The 22,826-nt window shown below is 50.7% G+C and carries 23 protein-coding genes; 14 read left to right on the top strand and 9 right to left on the bottom strand.

Translation table 11 applies throughout. From position 1 onward, the window contains the following. The first annotated feature begins 23 nt into the window (after positions 1–23). Complete coding sequence (locus R5268_RS05135) at positions 24–578, top strand: VOC family protein (RefSeq protein ID WP_314048427.1); 555 nt, start codon at positions 24–26, stop codon at positions 576–578. Between the two features lie 161 nt (positions 579–739). Then, positions 740–1,492: a copper homeostasis protein CutC gene (gene cutC, locus R5268_RS05130; protein WP_054424434.1), complete on the top strand. Its 753-nt coding sequence runs from the start codon at positions 740–742 to the stop codon at positions 1,490–1,492. A 55-nt stretch (positions 1,493–1,547) separates the two neighbouring features. On the opposite strand, the gene R5268_RS05125 is transcribed toward cutC, so the two are convergent. The 4 genes from R5268_RS05125 to R5268_RS05110 all read right to left on the bottom strand — a co-directional run bounded on the left by R5268_RS05125 (position 1,548) and on the right by R5268_RS05110 (position 6,075). Further along, positions 1,548–3,734: a glycoside hydrolase gene (locus R5268_RS05125; RefSeq protein ID WP_317418880.1), complete on the bottom strand. Its 2,187-nt coding sequence runs from the start codon at positions 3,732–3,734 to the stop codon at positions 1,548–1,550. Between the two features lie 126 nt (positions 3,735–3,860). Beyond that, positions 3,861–4,835, bottom strand: coding sequence for a tRNA 5-methoxyuridine(34)/uridine 5-oxyacetic acid(34) synthase CmoB (gene cmoB / locus R5268_RS05120; protein ID WP_317418879.1), 975 nt, complete (start codon positions 4,833–4,835; stop codon positions 3,861–3,863). After that, positions 4,828–5,592 carry a carboxy-S-adenosyl-L-methionine synthase CmoA gene (gene cmoA, locus R5268_RS05115; RefSeq protein ID WP_052927496.1) on the bottom strand — a complete coding sequence of 255 codons (765 nt, stop codon included), beginning with the start codon at positions 5,590–5,592 and terminating at the stop codon, positions 4,828–4,830. Before cmoA ends, cmoB begins: the two co-directional genes overlap by 8 nt. An 84-nt stretch (positions 5,593–5,676) precedes the next feature. Further along, the gene (locus R5268_RS05110; protein WP_046892218.1) at positions 5,677–6,075 is read right to left on the bottom strand and encodes an MAPEG family protein; all 399 of its coding nucleotides are present in this window, start codon (positions 6,073–6,075) and stop codon (positions 5,677–5,679) included. Between the two features lie 257 nt (positions 6,076–6,332). Between R5268_RS05110 and aspS the strand changes: the two genes are divergently transcribed. From aspS to R5268_RS05065, 9 genes are all read left to right on the top strand, one after another. Further along, on the top strand, positions 6,333–8,102 hold the full coding sequence (gene aspS / locus R5268_RS05105) for an aspartate--tRNA ligase (RefSeq protein WP_166707707.1): 1,770 nt from the start codon (positions 6,333–6,335) through the stop codon (positions 8,100–8,102). Positions 8,103–8,107: 5 nt separating this feature from the next. Then, positions 8,108–8,560 (top strand): dihydroneopterin triphosphate diphosphatase, encoded by a 453-nt coding sequence (gene nudB, locus R5268_RS05100; RefSeq protein ID WP_046892216.1) that lies wholly within the window; start codon positions 8,108–8,110, stop codon positions 8,558–8,560. Positions 8,561–8,611: 51 nt separating this feature from the next. After that, positions 8,612–9,355, top strand: coding sequence for a YebC/PmpR family DNA-binding transcriptional regulator (locus tag R5268_RS05095; RefSeq protein WP_317418878.1), 744 nt, complete (start codon positions 8,612–8,614; stop codon positions 9,353–9,355). Between the two features lie 89 nt (positions 9,356–9,444). After that, positions 9,445–9,969, top strand: a complete 525-nt coding sequence (gene ruvC / locus R5268_RS05090; protein ID WP_004237294.1) for a crossover junction endodeoxyribonuclease RuvC — start codon at positions 9,445–9,447, stop codon at positions 9,967–9,969. A gap of 99 nt (positions 9,970–10,068) precedes the next feature. Next, positions 10,069–10,683 carry a Holliday junction branch migration protein RuvA gene (gene ruvA, locus R5268_RS05085; RefSeq protein WP_046892214.1) on the top strand — a complete coding sequence of 205 codons (615 nt, stop codon included), beginning with the start codon at positions 10,069–10,071 and terminating at the stop codon, positions 10,681–10,683. Between the two features lie 37 nt (positions 10,684–10,720). Further along, positions 10,721–11,731, top strand: a complete 1,011-nt coding sequence (gene ruvB / locus R5268_RS05080) for a Holliday junction branch migration DNA helicase RuvB (RefSeq protein ID WP_317418877.1) — start codon at positions 10,721–10,723, stop codon at positions 11,729–11,731. A 211-nt stretch (positions 11,732–11,942) separates the two neighbouring features. Further along, on the top strand, positions 11,943–12,677 hold the full coding sequence (locus R5268_RS05075) for a glutamine amidotransferase-related protein (protein WP_317418876.1): 735 nt from the start codon (positions 11,943–11,945) through the stop codon (positions 12,675–12,677). A gap of 233 nt (positions 12,678–12,910) precedes the next feature. Further along, complete coding sequence (locus tag R5268_RS05070; RefSeq protein ID WP_317418875.1) at positions 12,911–13,372, top strand: type VI secretion system amidase effector protein Tae4; 462 nt, start codon at positions 12,911–12,913, stop codon at positions 13,370–13,372. Further along, on the top strand, positions 13,324–13,722 hold the full coding sequence (locus R5268_RS05065; protein ID WP_317418874.1) for a T6SS amidase immunity protein Tai4 family protein: 399 nt from the start codon (positions 13,324–13,326) through the stop codon (positions 13,720–13,722). Before R5268_RS05070 ends, R5268_RS05065 begins: the two co-directional genes overlap by 49 nt. Positions 13,723–13,815: 93 nt before the next feature. Here the strand turns inward: R5268_RS05065 and znuB are convergent, their stop codons facing one another. Together znuB and znuC are read right to left on the bottom strand one after the other, a co-directional pair. Further along, complete coding sequence (znuB, locus tag R5268_RS05060; protein WP_317418873.1) at positions 13,816–14,601, bottom strand: zinc ABC transporter permease subunit ZnuB; 786 nt, start codon at positions 14,599–14,601, stop codon at positions 13,816–13,818. Continuing rightward, positions 14,594–15,403: a zinc ABC transporter ATP-binding protein ZnuC gene (gene znuC / locus R5268_RS05055; RefSeq protein ID WP_317418872.1), complete on the bottom strand. Its 810-nt coding sequence runs from the start codon at positions 15,401–15,403 to the stop codon at positions 14,594–14,596. The genes znuB and znuC overlap by 8 nt, the downstream gene beginning before the upstream one ends. Before the next feature lie 76 nt (positions 15,404–15,479). Here znuC and znuA point away from each other — a divergent pair, with 76 nt between their 5' ends. The 3 genes from znuA (at position 15,480) to lpxM (ending at position 18,926) form a co-directional block, all read left to right on the top strand. Further along, complete coding sequence (gene znuA, locus R5268_RS05050) at positions 15,480–16,391, top strand: zinc ABC transporter substrate-binding protein ZnuA (protein ID WP_317418871.1); 912 nt, start codon at positions 15,480–15,482, stop codon at positions 16,389–16,391. Between the two features lie 25 nt (positions 16,392–16,416). Next, positions 16,417–17,787, top strand: coding sequence for a murein DD-endopeptidase MepM (gene mepM, locus R5268_RS05045; protein WP_182107935.1), 1,371 nt, complete (start codon positions 16,417–16,419; stop codon positions 17,785–17,787). A 158-nt stretch (positions 17,788–17,945) separates the two neighbouring features. Then, positions 17,946–18,926: a lauroyl-Kdo(2)-lipid IV(A) myristoyltransferase gene (gene lpxM / locus R5268_RS05040; protein ID WP_317418870.1), complete on the top strand. Its 981-nt coding sequence runs from the start codon at positions 17,946–17,948 to the stop codon at positions 18,924–18,926. Positions 18,927–19,456: 530 nt separating this feature from the next. On the opposite strand, the gene R5268_RS05035 is transcribed toward lpxM, so the two are convergent. The 3 genes from R5268_RS05035 to R5268_RS05025 form a co-directional block, all read right to left on the bottom strand. Continuing rightward, a complete protein-coding gene (locus R5268_RS05035) occupies positions 19,457–19,879 on the bottom strand; it encodes a hypothetical protein (protein WP_317418869.1) in 423 nt (140 codons plus the stop codon). 384 nt (positions 19,880–20,263) lie between these two features. Continuing rightward, the gene (pyk, locus tag R5268_RS05030) at positions 20,264–21,706 is read right to left on the bottom strand and encodes a pyruvate kinase (RefSeq protein WP_317418868.1); all 1,443 of its coding nucleotides are present in this window, start codon (positions 21,704–21,706) and stop codon (positions 20,264–20,266) included. Positions 21,707–21,959: 253 nt separating this feature from the next. Continuing rightward, positions 21,960–22,808 carry a MurR/RpiR family transcriptional regulator gene (locus R5268_RS05025; RefSeq protein ID WP_046892205.1) on the bottom strand — a complete coding sequence of 283 codons (849 nt, stop codon included), beginning with the start codon at positions 22,806–22,808 and terminating at the stop codon, positions 21,960–21,962. Positions 22,809–22,826 lie beyond the last annotated feature (18 nt).

Below are 22,826 nucleotides of genomic sequence, written 5' to 3'. Positions count from 1 at the left end.
ATGAATTCTCACAGGGGATCATAATGAAAAACAGAATACAGACAGCATCCCTTGCCGGTCTGACAGCAGAGCTGCCGGTGTTTGCCGGAAAAATACAGCAGTTTGCGGATGATTTGCAGCTCGACCTCACGCAGTATCAGGCCGATCATATCTCGCTGCGGGCTCATGATACGGCACTGGCAGAGCAATGGCTGGCCGGGTTCCGCGAATGCGGTACGGTGTTATCTGATAATCAGATTAACGGTCGTCCTATCTACCTGTTTTTACTGCATGAGCCGCTGACACTGCTGCACTGGCGAATCCCGGTAGTGGAACTGCCGTTCCCAAAAGGCAAACAGTATGCACATCAGGGATGGGAACATATCGAACTGGTGCTGCCGGGCGACCCGCAGACACTGACAGAGCGCGCTGCCGCACTCCTGCCGTCGCCGTTACCGGCGGGGGTGATCACAAAGGCCAGCCATCCGCGCGGAGAGCAGGAAAGGCTGCCGAATCCGACACTGGCAGTCAGTCGTGACACTGTCACAATTAAATTTCACCCGTTTACGTTACAGGAAATTGTTGAAAGTGAGCGGTAACCTGCAATTCTGACATTTCTCTGTACTAATCATCCGGATATTTTGCATCTTGTGATATTTAACAATTCATTAATCTAAATTACATGTAATAGTGTATCTCAGGATGACTGAATCGTTTACGAGATATATTTACCTGCGAAATTAAGTGATGAGGCTAATCAATGGCGAAACTGGAAATTTGTTGTTACAGCGTGGAATGTGCCCTCACTGCGGAAAAAGCCGGCGCTGACCGGATTGAATTGTGTGCCGCGCCGTCAGAGGGCGGGCTGACCCCCAGCTGGGGCATGCTGAAACAGACTATCGACCGGCTGCGGATACCGGTTCACCCGATCCTCCGTCCGCGCAGTGGTGATTTTTGCTATACGGCCTCCGAATTTGCGGTGATGAAAAATGATATCGCCAAGATCCGCGACCTGGGATTTCCCGGGGTAGTCACCGGTATTCTGGATGAGGACGGGCATGTTGATCTGCCGCGGATGAAGATGCTGTGCAAACTGTCAGGCGATATGGCGGTCACTTTCCACAGAGCCTTTGATATGTGTGCCAACCCGATGCTGGCATTGCAGCAACTGACTGATCTGGGTGTGAGCCGTATTCTGACATCCGGCCAGCAACTGAGTGCGGAGCTGGGGCTGACACTGCTCAAAGAGTTACAGGAGGCCAGTCAGGGGCCGGTGATTATGGCCGGTGCCGGTGTGCGGCTGGCAAATATTCAGAAGTTCCTTGATATCGGTATTCAGGAAGTACACAGCTCGGCCTCAAAAACCAAACAGTCGACTATGCGCTACCGCAAAGTCGGGGTGGCGATGGGCAGTGACAGTGAAGCCGATGAATTTACCCACACCTGTGTGGACGGGGAAACGGTTGAGGCAATGAAAGGCGTATTGGATCTGCACAGTATGGTGGTGCACTGATCCGGTTCACTTCCGGTTAAATCAAAAACGCCCTCATATTGAGGGCGTTTTGCTGTCAGAAGGTGGCGTTAACAGGCTCTCCCTCTGCGGGTACCGCACTGAGTGACCGCGGCGGATAACCGGCAATACTATGGTCAGCAAAATTCACCGTAATGACCGAACCGTCACTGAATTGTGTCTGCTGAACCCGGCCGTCATTATCCAGCCAGCGAAAGCCGGTCAGCGCTTTATTCCACAACTGCTGATGCAGCGGCCGGAAAATACGGTCTGATTTTATCATGGCCGGAAGACGGGTCTGAACCGTGTTACGGCTGAGGTTATAGAGCGGCGGGGTGTTATACAGCTGGCTCAGCAGTTCCCGTGTGGTGGTGACCACCGGGAATTTCAGATTATCCAGCGTCCAGTGATGAGTGGTGATGACCGCATCATGAAACACCGCCTGATACAGCGGCAGCCGCCAGCGCGGATCAAATTCCGTGGTCAGATAGATATCTTTCAGTTTCCCCGGTTTAAAAAAGATCGCCGGTTCATTTTCCGGCCACCAGGCGCCCAGATAGTACGGAGAGTTTTTGTTGCGGTGAATATCTGCATCACTCCAGCCGAACCCGCGTGTTTCAGTACCGTGGGCAAACATCAGATATTGTGCGGTCACGGCGTTACCGTCTTCTGAACCCGCCGGAATACAGATTTTCTCCGCCACTGAACGCAATCTGTTATTTCTCGCTGCAGCCATGTTTTCCGCACTGGTGGGTGATGCCGGGTTGTAATCATCAGACACCATACCGGTACCATCCACATCAAGAAACAGGCTGTTAATTCCGGTCAGCTGTACCAGTTCTGTCATCCGTTTTTCTGAGAAATCCTGCATACAGCCCGGATTCAGATAATAACCGTCCCCGCCGAACCCCGGCAGTTTCTTTCCTGTCCGGGTGACAATCGCACATTTTTCCCGTAACTCAGAGGGGATTTGTGCTGTCAGCCATTCCGTATTTTTGCCTGCCGGAATGGCGGTGTCATAGGAATCATACGCGGCAATAAGATAACCGTGCTCTTTGGCGTAACTGAGCGCCTGCGGCTGATACCAGGCGGCTGTCCAGTTATCGGCACCCAGCCAGAGTTTATCCAGTTTTGCGCGGGTGAGTGTGGTCAGAAGCGGCAGCGATAATCCCTGACCCCAATCCGCTTCCGGTGCAAGGAAAGGACTAAGCTGTTGTCTGACCTCAGCGCGGATAGCTTGTGCCTGTGCTTTCTGGGCGGCCATAAAATCACTGTCATCCGGGGTGCGGCTCAGTGGTATAACTTTTTTCAGTGCCTGATTGAGTGAGTCTGCCAGAAACGGCTGCTGCCACTTTTCCGGTGTTTTACCGTTCAGGGCAGTAAAGGCATCACGGCTCTGAGGCTCCATTGCCTGCCATAACGGTTTACCGGCGGGAGATTTCAGATAGCGCACCAGTCCCGGCCAGTCGGTGATATCCTGCTGGTCAATAATACTTTTTCCCCATAAATAGACATGGGTGGCACCGATCAGTTTTTTGCCATCCGGGATCTGCGCAAATTTTTCTTCCAGTGATGTGAACTGTTTATTGTCCTGTAACCAGCGCCGGTAGCGCAATGCGCCATCCAGCGGGGTATCCCCGGTATGCAGCATCACAGTAAACGGCTGCTGCTGATTAAACCGGCTGAACTGATGCGCCGCACTCATTTGCAGGCGCTGCTGTTTCTCCGCAAAGTGCAGGCGGTTATGGAACGGGCTGAGTAATACCCAGCTGTAAACACGATCCTGCTGCTGGCTCCAGAGTGGTAACTGCAGATCCTGATTGGTATCGATATTGTCCTGTTCAGTGACCATATAGTGACGCCACTGTGCATTGTTCAGCGGAATATGGCGGCCCTCGCCCAGCGGCATATAGAGCGCGGAAACAGTATTGTCCGGCAGAGTGAACCACTGAAAATGTTGTGGCTGGCTGGTGGTGAATGTCAGCGTGAGGTCGGCATTATTCAGTACGGCGGTGACATTCATATCCCGGTCCGGCCAGAACCAGCTGACGCGGCGGGGATGTTCCGTTAAATCACTGACAGACTGTTTCGCCACTCCCCGGCTGACAGTGGTATCCGCTACTGCTATGCGCAGGGTTTCCGGGTCGATAAAAACCCGGTGATTATTATCCGTTAATACTGCGGCAGAGGCTGCGGTGGCAGACAGCAAAAGCGGGAAATACAGTGCGGGCAGAAAATATTTCATGATCCGGAATGGCCTTTATTCGTCAAAATATGACAGGCAGAGTAGCGGAATCACAGGAAAGGAAACAGTCATTTTTTTGGAGGTATATACCCTGTAAATATCAGGGTATATACCTATTTGTGATGATTATGGTTTTTCGGCAATCAGAACCGCACGGCGCGGTGCCGGATAGCCTTCAACGGTCAGTGACGGGTCGTCCGGATTGAGGAAATCCGCGAGCGATTCGTTGATCATCCACTCTGTGCGGCGCTGTTCTCCGGTGGTGGTGACAGACTCATCCGCGATCCGGATATTGGTGAAACCGCATTTCTCCAGCCAGACCGCCAGCATTTTTGCGGACGGGATAAAGTAGACGTTACTCATCTGCGCGTAGCGCTCGCCCGGGATCAGACACTGATGTTCATCACCTTCAACAACGATACTTTCCAGCACCAGTTCGCCGCCGGAGACCAACTGATCTTTCAGCTGCCAGAGGTGGTCGAGCGGGGAGCGGCGGTGATAAAGCACCCCCATGGAGAACACGGTATCAAAGGCCTGAAGTGCCGGCAGTTCCTGAATCCCCAGCGGCAGCAGATGGACGCGCTGATCATTACCGAGCAGCTTGCGCACCGCCTCAAACTGACAGAGGAAAAGCTGGGTCGGGTCTATGCCGACCACCAGTTCCGCGCCTTCACCGGCCATGCGCCACATGTGATAACCACTGCCGCAGCCGACATCCAGAATGGTACGTCCGGCCAGCGGGGACAAATGCGGCAGAACGCGATCCCACTTCAGATCCGAACGCCATTCGGTATCAATCTCCACACCGTAAAGTGAGAACGGACCTTTGCGCCACGGCATCAGGTTACGCAGAATATTGGTGATACGGCGGGTTTCCCCGTCAGTCAGCGGCTGCGCGCGCTGAGCGGTGACACCGGTTTTCAGATCCAGTGTATCCGGCGTCATGTCCGGCAGATTTTCAATGGTTTTTACCCAGCCCGGATAATAGCCGTGCAGGGACTCTTTATTCCATTTTGCTATCTGCGCGGGCAGCGTTTCCAGCCAGTGACTCAGACGCTCATTTTTTGCAATTAACTGATAAAAATTGCCGAAATCAATCATGATTATTCTCTTTTACCGCCAGCAGCGACCCGAAGTTAAAGCACTGGAACCAGACTTCGCAATGCTCAAAACCGGCAGATTTCAGCCGTGCTTTGTGGGTTTCCACACTGTCAGTCAGCATCACATCTTCCAGCATGGTGCGCTTCTGGCTGATTTCCAGTTCGCTGTAACCGTTGGCGCGTTTGAAATCGTGGTGCATGCTGAACAGCAAATCACCGATCTGCGCATCTTCAAAACTGAATTTTTCTGATAACACCAGTACGCCGCCCGGCAGCAGTCCCTGATAGATTTTTTTCAGCAGAGCAGTGCGGTCATCCGGCGCCAGAAATTGCAGGGTAAAATTGAGTACCACCATTGAGGCATTCTCAATCGCAATATGGCGGATATCGCCCTCAGTGACTTCCACAGGGACAGGGGATTTATAACTTTCCACATGACGGCGTGCGTGTTCCACCATCGGCGCGGAATTATCCACGGCGATAATCCGGCAGCCGGGTTTATCCGCAATATTCGGGCGGATAGAAAGCGTGGCGGCGGCACGGGAACAGCCGAGGTCATAAACCTGACTGCCCGGCGTGACAAAACGACCGGCCAGCATGCCAATCATGGCAATGATATTGGAATAACCCGGAATTGAGCGTTTGATCATATCGGGAAAAACATCCGCGACTTTCTCATCAAACGTCCAGTCACCAAGGCGGGCAATGGGTGCCGCAAACAGAGTATCCTGCTGCGGATTCGGAATTTCTTTGGACATAACACAGATCTGCAATACAAAAAGATGCGCGCATTCTAACAGAGGTGACCCAGCGCAGAAAGTGTTATGTCCCGGCGTGTGTGGTTACATGTACGGCGAAAAAATCTGCTGCCACGGCAGATACCAGATATTCGCTATCACCATCAGGATCATGGATATAAAGGTTGCCGCCATCCCGGTCCGCCGCCAGCGGTTCTCGCGGTGTTTTAATCCGTAAGAGTGAAAAAGACGGCCGGCAATCAGAATGATCCCGCAGATATGCACCATCCACACCAGGGCGCCGTTCTGCTCCATTACCAGTAAGAGCAGGAGTGCAACGGGGATATACTCAACCGCATTGCCCTGCACACGGATAGCCGTCTGTAATTCGTAAAATCCGCCGTCACCATAGGCAACGCGGTAAAGTGTCCGCAGTTTAATCACATCGAGTGATAGTTTAATGATTAACAGCGCACCCAGTACAATATAAAGGGAACTAACCATTTTTTACTCCATGGCCAATTGAAACAGCAAAATAATGATAAACCTCAAAGCAGCGGGTAACACAATCTTTAATATTAATGCATACTGAATTATTTGAAAATTATCAATTAGTGTCTAAATTCTCTGTGGCAGATGTGCGGTTTGCTCTTATCTCATCAGGAATTTTCCACTATAATGATCGCCTTTTTGACATTTCTTCATAAAGAACCATGCCAAAATTTTGCAGAAACGCACAATAGCGGACAAAAGGATATCGTATGCGTACTAATTATTGTGGGCAGCTCAACAGTGCTCACATCGATCAAAAAGTAACCCTTAGTGGTTGGGTAAACCGTCGTCGTGATCTCGGGGGTTTGATTTTTATCGATATGCGTGACCGTGAAGGCATCGTTCAGGTTTTCTTCGATCCCGATCAAAAAGAAGCATTTGCCAAAGCGTCTGAATTACGGAATGAATTCTGTATTCAGATTACCGGAATTGTCCGCGCGCGACCTGAAAATCAAATTAATAAAGAGATGGCGACCGGCAGTGTGGAAGTGCATGCAGATGGCCTGACCATTTTTAACCGCTCTGAGCCGTTACCGCTCGACAGCAACCACGAAAATACCGAAGAGATGCGTCTGAAGTACCGCTATCTCGACCTGCGCCGCAGCGAAATGGCGAACCGCCTGAAAACCCGTGCACGCATCACCGGTTTTGTCCGCCGCTTCATGGACAGCGAAGGGTTCCTCGATATCGAAACCCCGATGCTGACCAAAGCCACGCCGGAAGGTGCCCGTGACTACCTGGTGCCGAGCCGTGTGCACAAAGGCAAATTCTACGCGCTGCCGCAGTCTCCGCAACTGTTCAAACAGCTTCTGATGATGTCCGGTTTTGACCGTTATTATCAGATCGTAAAATGTTTCCGTGATGAAGATTTACGTGCTGACCGTCAGCCGGAATTCACTCAGATCGATGTGGAAACCTCTTTCATGACCGCTGATCAGGTTCGTGCAACGATGGAACGCATGATCCGCTTACTGTGGAATGAAATCATCAATGTTGAACTGGGCGATTTCCCGGTGATGACATTTGCGGAAGCGATGCGCCGCTTTGGTTCTGATAAGCCGGATTTACGTAACCCGCTGGAACTGACTGATATCGCCGATCTGGTGAAAAATTCTGAATTCTCTGTATTTGCTGACGCGGCAAATGATCCGAAAGGCCGTGTTGCGGCGCTGTGTGTCACCGGCGGCGCGGAAATGACCCGCAAACAGATTGATGAATACGGCAAATTTGTCGGTATCTACGGCGCGAAAGGCCTGGCATGGATGAAAGTGAACGATCGCTCTGCCGGTATTGAGGGTGTTCAGTCTCCGGTCGCCAAATTCCTGACCGCAGAAACCGTTGAAGCCATTCTGGAACGCACTGACGCACAGACCGGCGACATCATTTTCTTCGGCGCAGGCGCGAAAGGCACTGTGACCGATGCGATGGGCGCACTGCGTCTGAAAACCGGCCGTGACCTGAACCTGACCGACCTGAACAGCTGGCGTCCGCTGTGGGTGATCGACTTCCCGATGTTTGAGGATGACGGCGAAGGCGGTCTGACCGCGATGCACCATCCGTTCACCTCACCGCGTGACATGTCACCGGAAGAGCTGAAAAACGCGCCGGAAGAGGCGATCGCTAACGCCTATGATATGGTTATCAACGGTTATGAAGTGGGCGGCGGCTCTGTCCGTATCCACCGTAACGAAATGCAGCAGACGGTCTTCGGTATCCTGGGGATCACCCCGGAAGAACAGCGCCGCAAATTCGGCTTCCTGCTCGATGCCTTACAATACGGCACACCACCGCACGCGGGTCTGGCCTTTGGTCTTGACCGTCTGGTGATGCTGCTGACCGGTACTGAAAACATCCGTGATGTTATCGCGTTCCCGAAAACTACGGCAGCTGCCTGTCTGATGACAGATGCACCGAGCTTCGCGAATGACGATGCCCTGAAAGAACTGGCGATTGCAGTGACTCAGAAAGAGAGTGACTGAATCTGATGGCTTTTAAGCGCCCTGAATCTGTGCTGGTGGTTATCTGTGAGCAGGAAACGGGGCGTGTTCTGATGTTACAGCGCCGTGACGATCCTGCTTTCTGGCAGTCCGTCACCGGCAGTCTGGAACCGGAAGAAACTCCCCGCGATGCGGCACTGCGGGAAGTAAAAGAAGAAACCGGTATTGATATTCTTGCGGAAGGGCTGCGGCTGACGGATTGTCAGCGTACCGTCCGCTATACCATTTTTCCGCATTTCCGTCACCGGTATGCACCGGACGTGACGCACAATACGGAACACTGGTTTGTGTTATGCTTACCCGCGCCGAGAGCGGTTCCCTTAACGGAGCATCTGGCGTATGAATGGTTACCGGCAGCGGATGCCGCCGGTAAAACCATCTCGCCCAGTAACGGGGAAGCAATTGAAGAATTCGTTCGTCAGTGTGTTCTTCCGCAGTGACAGCGGATTTAAATGAATGAACGTCGTAAGACTTAATCTGGAGATTAGAGAATGGCAGGTCATAGTAAATGGGCCAACACCAAACACCGCAAGGCCGCGCAAGATGCGAAGCGCGGTAAAATTTTCACGAAAATCATTCGTGAATTAGTCACGGCGTCGCGCATTGGTGGTCCTGATCCTGCATCTAACCCACGTCTGCGTGCGGCAGTGGATAAAGCGTTAGCAAATAACATGACCCGCGATACCCTGAACCGTGCGATTGCACGCGGGGCGGGTAATGATGAAAACGATAACATGGAATCCATCGTATACGAAGGCTACGGCCCGGGCGGTACTGCTGTCATGGTGGAATGCCTGACCGATAACCGTAAACGTACGGTTTCTGATGTCCGCCACGCGTTCACCAAAACCGGCGGGAACCTGGGAACAGACGGTTCTGTGGCTTATCTGTTTACCCGCAAAGGTATTATTTCCTATGCACCGGGTCTGGATGAAGATGCGGTAATGGATGCGGCGCTGGAAGCCGGTGCTGATGACGTTGAAACCTTTGATGACGGCGCTATCGACGTTTACACCGCCTGGGAAATTCTGGGTGATGTGAAAGACGCGATGGACGCAGCCGGTTTCAAAGCGGAATCTGCCGAAGTATCGATGATCCCGTCCACCAAAGCGGATCTGGATGCGGAAACCGCACCAAAACTGATGCGCCTTATCGATATGCTGGAAGACTCTGACGATGTGCAGGAAGTCTACCACAACGGCGATATCTCAGACGAAATTGCAGCGCTGCTGTAATTTCCGTCACTCACTCCGCAGAGGATGCGCTGTTGTGCGCATCCCTCTGTTTTCTTTATTTTTTCCTGTTGTGACAATACGGTTCTCCTATGGCAATTATTCTCGGTATTGACCCCGGATCGCGGGTAACCGGTTATGGTGTTATCCGCCAGCAGGGACGTCGTCTGCTTTATATCGGCAGCGGTTGTATCCGCACACAGGTGGATGATCTCCCGTCCCGGCTGGGCAAAATATACGCCGGTGTCAGTGAAATAATCACGCAGTATCAGCCGGATTGTTTTGCCATCGAGCAGGTCTTTATGGCCAAAAATGCCGATTCCGCCCTGAAACTGGGACAGGCACGCGGTGTGGCTATCCTTGCGGCGGTGAATAATAATCTGCCGGTATTCGAGTATGCGGCGCGCCAGGTGAAACAAACCGTCACCGGCACCGGTGCGGCGGAAAAAGCACAGGTGCAGCATATGGTGCGCTCGATACTGAAATTGTCAGCGGCACCGCAGGCGGATGCCGCAGATGCGCTGGCGATTGCTATCACACACTGTCATTTCAACCAAAACCTGGTGCAGATGGGACAACCCCGTCTGGTCATGGCGCGCGGACGGCTCAAAGAGTAACCGCTGTCGCAGATACCCGTGATTTTCTGATGGCTGGATATACGTCCAGCTTTTTTTATGCTATAAACAGGCTCTGCCGGAATCATAAAGGAGACGCGCGTGATCGGTCGTTTAAGAGGTATTGTGCTGGAAAAACAGCCGCCTGTCGTATTACTGGAAACCAACGGCGTGGGTTATGAAGTCCATATGCCGATGACCTGTTTCTATGAACTGCCGGATGCCGGTCAGGAAGCCATTTTATTCACACAGTTTATTGTGCGGGAAGATGCACAACTGCTGTACGGCTTTAATGATAAGCAGGAACGCGCACTGTTCCGTGAATTAATCAAAGTCAACGGCGTCGGGCCGAAACTGGCACTGGCCATTCTCTCCGGTATGTCGGCACAGCAGTTTGTGGCGGCGATCGAGCAGGGCGCAGTGGCGCAGTTAATTAAACTGCCTGGCGTCGGTAAGAAAACGGCCGAGCGTCTGGTCGTGGAAATGAAAGACCGCTTCAAAGGGCTTAACGGTGACCTGTTCCGTGATGCGGAAATGTCGCTCCCGGCCAGTCAGCAGGCGGGTAACAGTCAGGCGGATGCCGAATCTGAGGCCATCGAGGCACTGATTTCGCTGGGGTACAAACCGCCGGAAGCCAGCCGGATGATTGCGAAGGTGTCGAAAGCCGGTTCAGACAGCGAAACGCTGATCCGCGAAGCACTGCGCGCCGCACTGTAACGATACATACGATGATGACACAACGGGGTGACAGGTCATGATTGAAGCTGACAGACTGATTACGGCGGAAACACTGCCGGATGATGAGGTGGTGGATCGCGCTATCCGGCCAAAATTACTGGCGGAATATGTGGGTCAGCCGCAGGTCTGTTCACAGATGGAAATTTTTATTGAGGCCGCCCGGCAGCGCGGGGATGCACTCGATCATCTGCTGATTTTCGGCCCGCCGGGGCTCGGCAAGACCACGCTGGCGAATATTGTCGCCAATGAGATGGGCGTCAATCTGCGTACCACCTCCGGGCCGGTACTGGAAAAAGCCGGTGATCTGGCGGCGATGCTGACCAACCTCGAACCCCATGATGTCTTATTTATCGATGAAATCCACCGCCTGTCCCCGGTGGTGGAGGAAATTCTTTATCCGGCGATGGAAGATTACCAGCTGGATATTATGATCGGAGAAGGGCCTGCCGCCCGCTCCATTAAAATCGATCTGCCGCCGTTTACCCTGATAGGTGCAACCACCCGCGCAGGCTCACTGACATCACCGCTGCGTGACCGTTTCGGTATTGTGCAGCGTCTGGAGTTTTATAACACCGATGATTTGCAGCATATTGTCAGCCGCAGTGCCCGCTATATGGGGCTGGATATCTCGGATGACGGCGCCCGTCAGATTGCCATGCGTTCCCGCGGCACACCGCGTATCACCAACCGTCTGCTGCGCCGGGTGCGTGATTTTGCCCAGGTGAAAAGTGACGGCGGTATTGACGGGCTGATTGCCGGTCAGGCGCTGGATATGCTGAATGTGGATTCAGCCGGATTTGATTATCTGGATCGCAAATTACTGGTCACTATTATCGATAAATTTATGGGTGGCCCGGTCGGACTGGATAATCTGGCTGCGGCTATTGGTGAAGAGCGGGAAACGATTGAAGATGTGATCGAGCCTTTCTTAATCCAGCAGGGCTTTATTCAGCGAACACCGCGCGGACGGCTTGCCACCGTACATGCCTATCGTCATTTCGGCATTGAACATAACGGAAATAATTAATAATCCGGCCGGTTTATTCCGGCCGTAATTTTCTCCGGTAAACATAATATGCTTATCATTTTGCCAAGTGATAATTAAATGGCTTTTTTGGGGAATAATCCGGGATGATTTCCCTGTAATTGGTTGTTTTTCGACATTTAAAAATTGGTATGCATTGCCTTAACCCTGTAATGTACAAGGATGATTTCGTTAAAGGGAAAAGGAACCGACTATGCGCGTTCATTTTATTATTCATGACTATTTTGAAGCACCGGGCGCCTATGAATATTGGGCAAGGAAGAACAATTACGACGTCACATTCACCCGTCTGTATGAAGGTGATAAATTACCTGACAGTATCGGCGGAATTGATTTTCTGATTGTAATGGGCGGCCCGCAAAATCCGGAAACCACCACCGCGGAATGTCCTTATTTTGATTCCCAAAAAGAGCAGGCATTTATCGCCAATGCTATCAATTCAAATAAAGTGGTTATCGGGGTCTGCCTCGGAGCTCAGCTTATCGGTGAGGCATTAGGTGCGCCGTATACACAGAGTCCGGAGAAAGAATTCGGCAAGTTCACTATTCATATGACCAATGCCGGAAAACGCAGCCAGCTGTTTTCTCATTTCGGCGATTCTCTGGGTGTGGGGCACTGGCATTACGATATGCCGGGGTTAACTGGCGATGCGCAGATTATGGCTTTCAGTGCCGGTTGCCCGCGTCAGATTATTGAATATACCAAACGCGTTTACGGCTTCCAGTGCCATATGGAACTGACCCGTGATGTGGCCGAATACCTTATCCTCAACGGGGAAGATGATCTGAAATCTGCCTCCGGATTCCGTTTTGTCGATACACCAAGTGCAATCCGCCGCCACAGCTACAGTGAAATGAATGAAAAACTCATCACGTTTCTCGACAAGCTGGTACTGAGTGTGAAACCGGTGAAACCGAAAGTCCGGTAAACAGATAAAAGAGTTGTTCGCCACAGGGAGGTAATTTCCCTGATGATGTCAGACACCAAACGCCCGGTTTGCCGGGCGTTTGGTATTCAGAAAATAAATACGCATACAGAATATATAATACATCAGCTAATACGTACTAACCCATAATAAGCTACTTAAATAGCTGTATATTTTTACAACATCATATAGCTGCTATATAGTCAAAATTAACATCCAAAAAAGGAATTTTGATTATGAACAAACCTGACTTTTTTTCTATGTGGAGTAATTTTTCCAAAATCAATGTGAGTGTAAAAGAGGTCGGAAGTAAAATTGGTGGTAAAGTACAGTATAACATTGATAAAGGTATTTTTGAGAACGCTTGCGCAATACGGATGAGTTATGCCCTGAACTACTCAGGGACTAATATCAACAGAAGTTCCCGCTGGGAAACATCCTCAGGTAATGACAAGAAGTGGTATATATACAAGGTCGTTGATTTAATTTCTTTTCTGGAACACACGTTCGGTAAGCCGGATATAACGATTAAGTCCGGTGTTAATATGAATGCTTTTAAAAATAAAAAAGGTATCATTGTTTTTAATGTCGGCTGGCGTGATGCAACAGGACATGCCACACTTTGGAACGGCACCGATTGTTCGGATTCATGTTATTTTCAACAGGCTGGCGAGGCTATGTTATGGGAATTAAAATAAATTCAGCGCTATTGTTACTATCCGCTGTTATTTTTTCACCGGCGTCAGTTGCCCAAAAAAATGAGCCGCTGAAAAATTCTCTGGAAAATTTTACTCTCAGCTATTGTCTGGCTCAAAGCGGGCTGGGAGACGCGCTGCAGCAGGAAGCAAAAGCGGCGGTGGGTGCATATGTCGAAAGAGGTACATATACCGCAGAAGCTTACGATGAAGCCACTGACGTGGTAAAAAAATATCTGGATAAAACATACCTCAGCAAAAAGCAAAATATAAATCTGACAGTCATGAAGTGTATTGATGCATCACAAAGCAGTGAAATTGCTGAAATCAAAAAACGTTATCCGACTGATTAACCGGACCGATCTTTTTAGGTGTACTACTGCAAAAGCCCTGACAGTTCAATATCAGGGCTTTTTCTGTATATGCAATTAACGCTGTGTATACAATTAATTATGCGGTTTCACCAGCAGACTGAGAATAAAGCAGCAGGCGGCACACAGCACCACGGACGGACCTGCCGGGGTATCGTAAAAGGCCGAAAAGGCTAAACCGCCGGTGACAGATATCATCCCGGTAACAACCGCACCTGCGGCCATCTGTTCCGGTGTCCGTGCAAAGCGGCGGGCGGCGGCGGCAGGAATAATCAGCAGAGAGGTGATAATCAGCGCACCGACAAACTTCATGGCAAGGCCGATAGTCAGCGCGGTAACCAGCATCAGCATCATCCGCAGTCTGCCGGGATTGATACCGTCGACAAACGCCAGCTCCGGGCTGATTGTCAGCGAGAGCAGATTACGCCACTGCCACATCAGCAACCCGGTAACAATCGTGACACCCACAGCAATCGGCAGCAGATCCTCGTAAGTTACCGAGAGCAGATCACCGAACAGATACGCCATCAGATCAACCCGCACATTCGACATCAGGCTGACCACCACCAGGCCGAGAGACAGCGCACTGTGCGCCATAATACCCAGCAGTGTATCCACCGCCAGCTGCGGACGGCGCTCCAGCCAGACCAGCAGCATCGCCAGAATCAGCGTCACGGCAATCACCGCATAAAACGGACTGATATTCAGCAGCAGACCAAATGCGACCCCGAGCAGCGAGGCGTGAGCCAGGGTATCCCCGAAGTAGGACATCCGCCGCCAGACCACAAAAGAGCCGAGCGGACCGGCCGCTATCGCCAGCAGTATCCCGGCAAGCCAGCCCGGTAACAGTAATTCAATCATGGCGGCACTCCGGGGCGGATTTTACAGAGGTATCTGCCGGGGTATGATTCCCGCAGCAGGGGGCAGACGGCGACAATACCGCACTGCCGTTTTCATGGCTGTGATTGTGATGATGACGATACACGCCGATCTGTGTCGCGGCACGGGTGCCGAACATGGCCGTGAATTCCGGATGGGCGGCCACGATATCCGGCTCACCGGAGCAGCAGATATGGCGGTTGATACACAGCACGGTATCTGTTTTTGCCATCACCAGATGCAGATCATGGGAAACCATCAGTACCGCACAGTTAAGCTCATCGCGCAGCCGGGTGATCAAATCATACAGTGCCACCTGACCGTTGACATCCACGCCCTGAGTCGGTTCATCCAACACCAGCAACTGTGGCCGGACGAGCAGGGCACGGGCCAGCAGCACGCGCTGCATTTCGCCGCCGGACAGGCGCTGCATCGGTTTTGCGGTCAGATGTGCGGCATTGACCCGCTCAAGTGCTGCCAGACACTCATCTTTGCCGGCACCGCGTTTCAGCTGCAGAAAACGGATGACCGTCAGCGGCATTGTCGGGTCAAGATAGAGTTTTTGCGGCACATAACCAACCGTCAGCCCCGGCGCGCGGGTGACGGTGCCGGAAGTCGGTTCGGTAAGGCCGAGAACCACGCGGACAATAGTGGATTTTCCCGCGCCGTTCGGCCCGAGAAGGGTGATAATTTTGCCCGGGGACAGTGTAAATGAAATGTCCTCCAGTACCGTATTAGTACCGAAAGTGACAGAAACATCATTTACCGCGATAAGTGTTGACATAACAAATTATTATCTTGCAGAATGAATGAAACGTTATAATATAACATTCTCACCATCATGTCACGGAGTTTCCATTATGTCGCACCCATCACGGCACGGAATAAAAACAGCGTTTGTTGCTACTTTTTTGAGTCTGGCCGCACAAACCGCCAGCGCAGATGTGTTAACATCAGTACGTCCTGTCGGGTTAATTACCGCTGCAATTGCAGACGGTGTCACGGACACACAGATTTTACTGCCGGATGGCGCTTCTCCGCATGATTATGCACTCAAACCCTCTGATCTGAAAAAAATCCGGTCAGCGGATTTGGTTGTCTGGGTCGGGCCGGAGCTGGAAACCTTCCTGCAAAAGCCGCTTTCAGCTGTTCCGGAGCAAAAACAGGTTGTTATCAGTGAACTTGAGTCGGTCAGACCATTATTGCTGAAAAACGATGAAGATGATGCTCACGATGAGGACGGTCATCACCACCACGGAGAGTACAATATGCACCTGTGGATGTCGCCGGATATTGCCCGGCAGACCGCTCAGGCAGTGTATAATAAACTCCTGGTGAGTTATCCGGATAAAAAATCTGTGCTGGACGTAAACCTGCGTAAATTCAATGGACAACTTACTGAAACTGAGAAGAATATTGCTCAGCAGCTGGCACCGCTGAAAACACACGGGTATTTTGTTTTTCATGACGCCTATGGTTATTTTGAAAAACGTTTTGATCTTTCGCCTTCCGGGCACTTTACGGTCAACCCTGAAATTCAGCCGGGTGCGCAGACACTCAATAACATCAGATTAAAGCTGGCTGAGCAAAACGCCTTGTGTGTGTTTGCTGAGCCGCAGTTCAGGCCGGCAGTCATAAAAGCGGTGGCCAAGGGGACGAACGCGAAAATGGGCGTCCTTGACCCGCTGGGCAGCGGAATTGCAGTGGATCGTGACGGTTATACTAATTTCCTGTCACGGTTATCAGCACAGTACGCATCCTGCCTGGAGTAATAAATAAGGAACAGAACGCGTGCAATTGCAGCAACTGGCAAAATCCGCCGTTCTGGTATACAACCAGTTACCCAAAGCACATCGGATGATGCTGGGGATGTTAACTGCCGCAACACTGGGTGTCGCTGTCTGGCACCCGTTTGCTGTATACCATGAGCGGACTGCTGATACTGAACAATATATAGAACTCGATTATGCGCCGCCGGCGGATACTGCTGTCACGCAGACAGAAACCGGCACGGACACTGATACCGACGATATTATCACCGACAGCAGTGATCAGCTGCCGGATGAAGGTCTTGCCAAAGAATCTGATGATATCGATGAATCCTCCCCGACCGATACCGTTATCCCGACCTCACTTGAATACACGGTTGCCAGTGGCGACAGCCTGTCTGCTATCCTGACCCAATACGGGATAGACGCTTCTGATGTGGCATTATTATCCAATCAGTACAAAGGGTTACGTAACCTGCAAATCGGACAGACCCTTGCCTGGGAACTGAATGAAGACGGCGAACTGAAATCCCTGAGCTGGGCGGTAAACCGCCGTGAAACCCGCACTTATGCCCGCAGCGGCAACGGCTTCAAAGAAACCAAAGAGATGCGCGAAGGGGAATGGCAGACTAAACGCCTGACCGGCAAAGTCAGCGGCAGCCTGAATGCCAGTGCGTCAAAAGCGGGACTGACCCGCAGTGAAGTCCGTGATATTTCCAAGGCGTTACAGTGGCAGGTTGATGTCCGTAAAGTGAAAAACGGTGATCGTTTCACGGTACTGACGTCCCGTGAAATGCTGGACGGTAAACAGGAACAGAGCCAGATGCTGGCGGTTCGCCTGCATACTAACGGACGTGATTATTATGCATTCCGTGCAGAAGACGGCCGTTTTTATGATGCCAAAGGTGATGGCCTGGAGCGCGGTTTCCTGCGTTTCCCGACAACAAGACAATTTCGTGTGTCCTCACACTTTAATCCGCGTCGTGTAAACCCGGTTACCGGGCGTGTTGCGCCGCATAAAGGGGTTGATTTCGCGATGCCGGTCGGCACACCGGTACTGGCTGTCGGTGACGGCGAAGTGGTTGTGGCGAAATACAGCGGTGCTGCGGGAAATTTCGTGGCTATCCGTCACGGACGCCAGTTTACCACCCGCTATATGCACATGCGCAAACTGCTGGTCAAACCGGGTCAGAAAGTGAAACGCGGTGATAAAGTCGGGTTATCCGGTAACACCGGCCGTTCAACCGGACCGCATCTGCACTTTGAGGTCTGGAACGGACAACAGGCGGTGAACCCGCTGACCGCAAAACTGCCGCGTTCAGGCGGTCTGACCGGCAAAGATCGCACCGGTTATCTGGCGCTGGTCAAACAGTACCGTCCTCAGCTGACACTTGATTAATCCTCTCATTTCGCCGGACGGGTATGAAGAAACCCGCCCGGCGCATTTTCAGAATGCAGAATTTTAATGTACTTCTGAGTTCAGATAATCAATAATAATAGATCACGATATCTATAATATCATGATAAATAAGCTTAATTTAATACGGGTATCCCTCTGTGTATAAAGAAAATGATACAGACAGCAAAGCGGGCTATATCCCGACATTTCACCGCCATTACCTGCACCCGAAATACTGGGGTATGTGGGTTGCGGCAGGCGCACTGGCCGGTCTGAGCTACCTGCCGGTTAAATTACGTGATCCGATGCTGGCCGGTGTGGGCCGGATTGCCGGACGTTTTGCCAAAGGTGGACGCCGCCGGGCACTGATCAATCTGTATTACTGTTTCCCGGATATGCCGAAAGCGGAGCGGGAAAGGATCACGGATGAGATGTTTGCCAGTGCACCGCACGCTTTTGTGATGCTGGCGGAATTGTGTCTGCGCAATCCGCAGCGGGTGATTTCCCGCACGCAGGTTCACGGGCAGGACATTATTGACGGGTTACAGGCAGAAGGGCGCAATATCATCTTTATGGTGCCGCACGGCTGGGCGATTGATTTACCGGCGATGCTGTTTGCTGCGCAGGGAAATAAAGTGGCGGGCATGTTCCATCACCAGAAAAATCCGGTGGCGGATTACCTGTGGAATAAAGCGCGGGTTCACTTCGGCGGCCGCCTGCACTCCCGCGAGGCCGGTATCAAACCGTTTATCGCCAGCGTACGTAATGGTTACAGCGGCTACTATCTGCCGGATCAGGATCACGGTGAAGAGCACAGTGAATTTGTCCCGTTTTTCAGTACCTATAAAGCCACACTGCCTGCTATCGGCCGGCTGATGAAAGTCTGCAAAGCGGCAATTGTCCCGCTGTTTCCGGTGTACGATCATAAAAATCACCAGTTCCATATCCACGTCCGCCCGCCGATGGATGACATTGACGGACAGGATGACACGTATATCGCCCGCCGCATGAACGAAGAAGTGGAAGCGCTGGTGCGCCCGAATATAGAACAATACACCTGGATTCTGAAACTGCTGAAAACCCGCAAAGACGGCGAAGAAGAGCCGTATAAAATCTATAAACACAAAGAATTGCCCTGAGACGGGGCAATTCTTTGGCCTGAGTACATCAGGGTTTATAATAAAATCATAATGGATAGGCAATGATAATTATAAGTGCTTGCATGTTGTTATATTAATTTCTTATCGCAATAATTAAAGCAGAGTTATTTAGCAATAGCTCTGCTTAAAATGTTCTTTAATATTCATATAAAATACATATGCTTTTATTTGCATAAATCAATTAGAAGGTTTATTGATGTTCTTAAATCTTCTTCAGTAAATGTATTTCCTGAATCAGGATGGTGAATAGCGTTTCGGATGTAAGTACTAAGTGTGTCATATGTCGTACTGCCGAAGGATGAGTATTTTCTATGTATTGAATGATTGTATTAAGTGAAAGTATTCATTTTTGGCTTAATCCAATCAGTCTGGTTTGAACCAATACATTCATATCTTCATCGGTTGCATGTCCATCAAGTTTCCGAACTCCATATCAGCCAGCCGCTCTCGTAAATCCTCGCTAGCTTTCATCAGGGAAATACTGAATTGTGTGGGCGGAAATAAACACCTTAACATTCAGGTGAATCACCTGAGCCGTAAGTACAGGCGTTAGGGGCATTCCATTCGTTATTTTTACGGAAAAAATAGATAGTCTTTTTATCAGCGGTAGTGACATAACCCAGTCCGCTTGACTGGACTGTCCATCTTCCTGTTATTCCGTCATTAAATTTGATATGACCGGTTGATATGCAGGCAGAGTAGTATTCATGCATCCACTTATTTTCTACCGATTCTTCGGCAGTGTTAAAATAAGTTATCAACTGTGTTTGGCTTGGTTTAAATTGTTTGCATGCCTTTATTTCATTGATATTTGTACTGTCAGAATATGCAATACCAACCTTATTAACCTTAATTTTGGTAACTGTTTTAGCGTGTATAAAATTCGGAAGTAAGCAGAGTATAACCGGAACAATAACGGATTTATTGACCATGATGCTGTACTCGCTTCGGTTAAGTTCTTTCTTCCGATATCAGGATGCAGGTATACGGGATATTTTTCTGTAGCAATGTCAGCGGAAATTCCTGCAATTTCAATACCTTGATACGGTTTAATTTAACGATTCCGATGTCATCAATATAGAGCATATATCTCATCCATTAATTGCTATATTAATTTTTTATAACATACGGGGGCAGCAGGGGCTATAAGATTAGTATGAACATAAGGAGTATGTAAGATATTATTTTTAATAAAAATTACTTAACTACTCTCGCAATATCACAATTAAAATATCGGGCAATATAAGTCCTGAAACGAGACATAAAAAAAACCGCCTGTCATCAGACAGGCGGTTTCATTTTTTATCTGAAGAAAATCACTTCACTTCAAGAATACGGCTGGTATTGGTACTGCCGACCAGGCCCATCTGGTCGCCCTGGGTGACCATAACCAGGTCGCCGGTGCACAGATAGCCTTTTTCTTTCAGGCGGCTGATCGCTTCAGTGACCGCAGCCAGACCATCGGTGTGGGTGCTGCAGAATACCGGGGTGACACCACGGTACAGTGAGCACTGGTTCAGAGTTTTTTCATGGCGGGACATGGCGAAGATCGGCAGGCCGGAGCTGATGCGGGACATCATACGCGCGGTACGGCCGGATTCGGTCATGGCAATAATCGCTTTCACGCCGTTAAGGTGGTTTGCCGCGTACATGGTGGACATCGCAATCGCTTCTTCCGGATTGTCGAAGGTCATATCCAGGCGGTGTTTGGAGATATTCACATTCGGCATTTTCTCCGCACCCAGACAAACCCGCGCCATGGCTTCCACCGTTTCAGCAGGATACTGACCGGCTGCGGTTTCCGCAGAGAGCATCACCGCATCGGTACCGTCGAGCACGGCGTTTGCCACGTCCATGACTTCCGCACGGGTCGGCATCGGATTAGTAATCATCGATTCCATCATCTGGGTTGCTGTGATCACGACACGATTCAGTTGACGACTACGACGAATCAGCTTTTTCTGGACGCCGACCAGCTCCGGATCACCGATTTCCACACCGAGATCACCACGTGCAACCATCACCACATCAGATGCGAGAATGATTTCATCCATGACCTGGTCAGTGGCGACGGCTTCTGCGCGTTCCACTTTGGAGACAATCATTGCCTCACAACCGGCATCGCGGGCGAGACGGCGGGCGTAGTGCAGATCTTCCGCGCTGCGCGGGAAGGAAACAGCAAGGTAATCAACATTAATACGGGCGGCTGTTTTGATATCTTCTTTATCTTTTTCTGTCAGCGCGTCGGCAGATAACCCGCCGCCGAGTTTGTTGATACCTTTATTATTAGAAAGCAAACCACCGACGGTGACTTCCGTCATGATTTTAGAGCCTTTAACATCCAGGACTTTCAGCTGCACGCGGCCATCATCGAGTAACAGGATGTCATCTGCCACCACATCTTCCGGCAGCTTTTTGTAATCAATCCCGACGTGTTCACTGGTGCCTTCGCCTTTGCCCAGTCCCGCATCCAGAACAAATTTATCACCGACATTCAGCAGGACTTTATTATCTTTAAAGGTGGACACACGGATTTTCGGTCCCTGGAGATCACCCAGGATAGCGACCTGAACGCCGAGGCGGGCAGCGATTTCACGGACTTTATTCGCACGTTCAACGTGATCTTCCGGGCTGCCGTGAGAAAAGTTCATACGAACCACATTGGCACCGGCACGGATGATTTTTTCAAGGTTGTTATCGCGATCGGTGGCGGGACCCAGGGTCGTTACGATTTTCGTTCTTCTGAGGCGTATTGACATAAATTACTCCGTTGACCTGAATAAGGTGAAATGGTGTTGATAAAAAACTCCCCGCCGGGAAAATTCGTCCCGGCAGGAAAGTGTAAAATCGATTCACTCCTGTCTGATTATCGCGTATTTAAAATAAAAATCGAGTCAGCAAACGCAAAACAGTGAGTCAGACGTTATCCTACCATCCGTTATGTTACTAATTCGTGATGGTCATTACACCCGGCAGCAGTAAATGTGTCAAATTGACACAAATGGTTAAAAATCAACGGAGTTTGTCGATGCGGGAGTCTTTCAGGGCTTCTTTGACCCGGCGCAGGTTATCGCGGAATTTAGGGCCGCGGCGCAGAGTAAAACCGGTGGCAAGCACATCAATAATGGTCAGCTGCGCCAGGCGGGAGATCATCGGCATATAAATATCCGTGTCTTCCGGCACATTGAGAATGATGGTCAGTGAGGCTTCCGCTGCGAGCGGGGAGTTCTCGGAGGTGATGGCGATCACTGTGGCATCGTTTTCGCGGGCGATACGGGCTATCTCAACCAGGTTTTTGGTCCGGCCGGTATGAGAAATTAATACCACCACATCACCCTCGGTACTGTTGATACAGCTCATGCGCTGCATCACCACGTCGTCAGAATAAATCACCGGGATATTGAAACGGAAAAATTTATTCATCGCGTCATGCGCTACTGCTGCAGAGGCACCCAGGCCGAAAAAAGCGATTTTCCGGGCCTGAGTCAGGCAATCCACGGCACGGTTGATGGTCAGCATATCGAGGGTGCTTCTGACCGCATCCAGGCCGGCCATAGCGGATTCAAAGATTTTACCGGTGTATGCCTCAACCGAATCATTTTCGTCCACATTGCGGCTGACATACGGTGTGCCGTTTGCCAGGCTTTGTGCCAGCAGCAGTTTAAAATCAGGAAAGCCTTTGGTATCCAGGCGGCGGCAGAACCGGTTAACGGTCGGTTCGCTGACATCCGCCATTTTGGCCAGTGTGGCTATGCTGGAATGAATAGCTATCTGCGGTGCGCCGAGGATCGTCTCTGCAACTTTTTTTTCCGATTTACTCAGGTAATCCAGACTGTTACGGAGCCGGTCTAAAATATTCATGCCATCGTGCCTTTTATA

It is taken from the genome of Morganella sp. BCCO 40_0007 (assembly GCF_032989665.1).
Classification (GTDB): domain Bacteria; phylum Pseudomonadota; class Gammaproteobacteria; order Enterobacterales; family Enterobacteriaceae; genus Morganella; species Morganella sibonii.
This window is presented reverse-complemented; position numbering and strand designations above follow the sequence as displayed.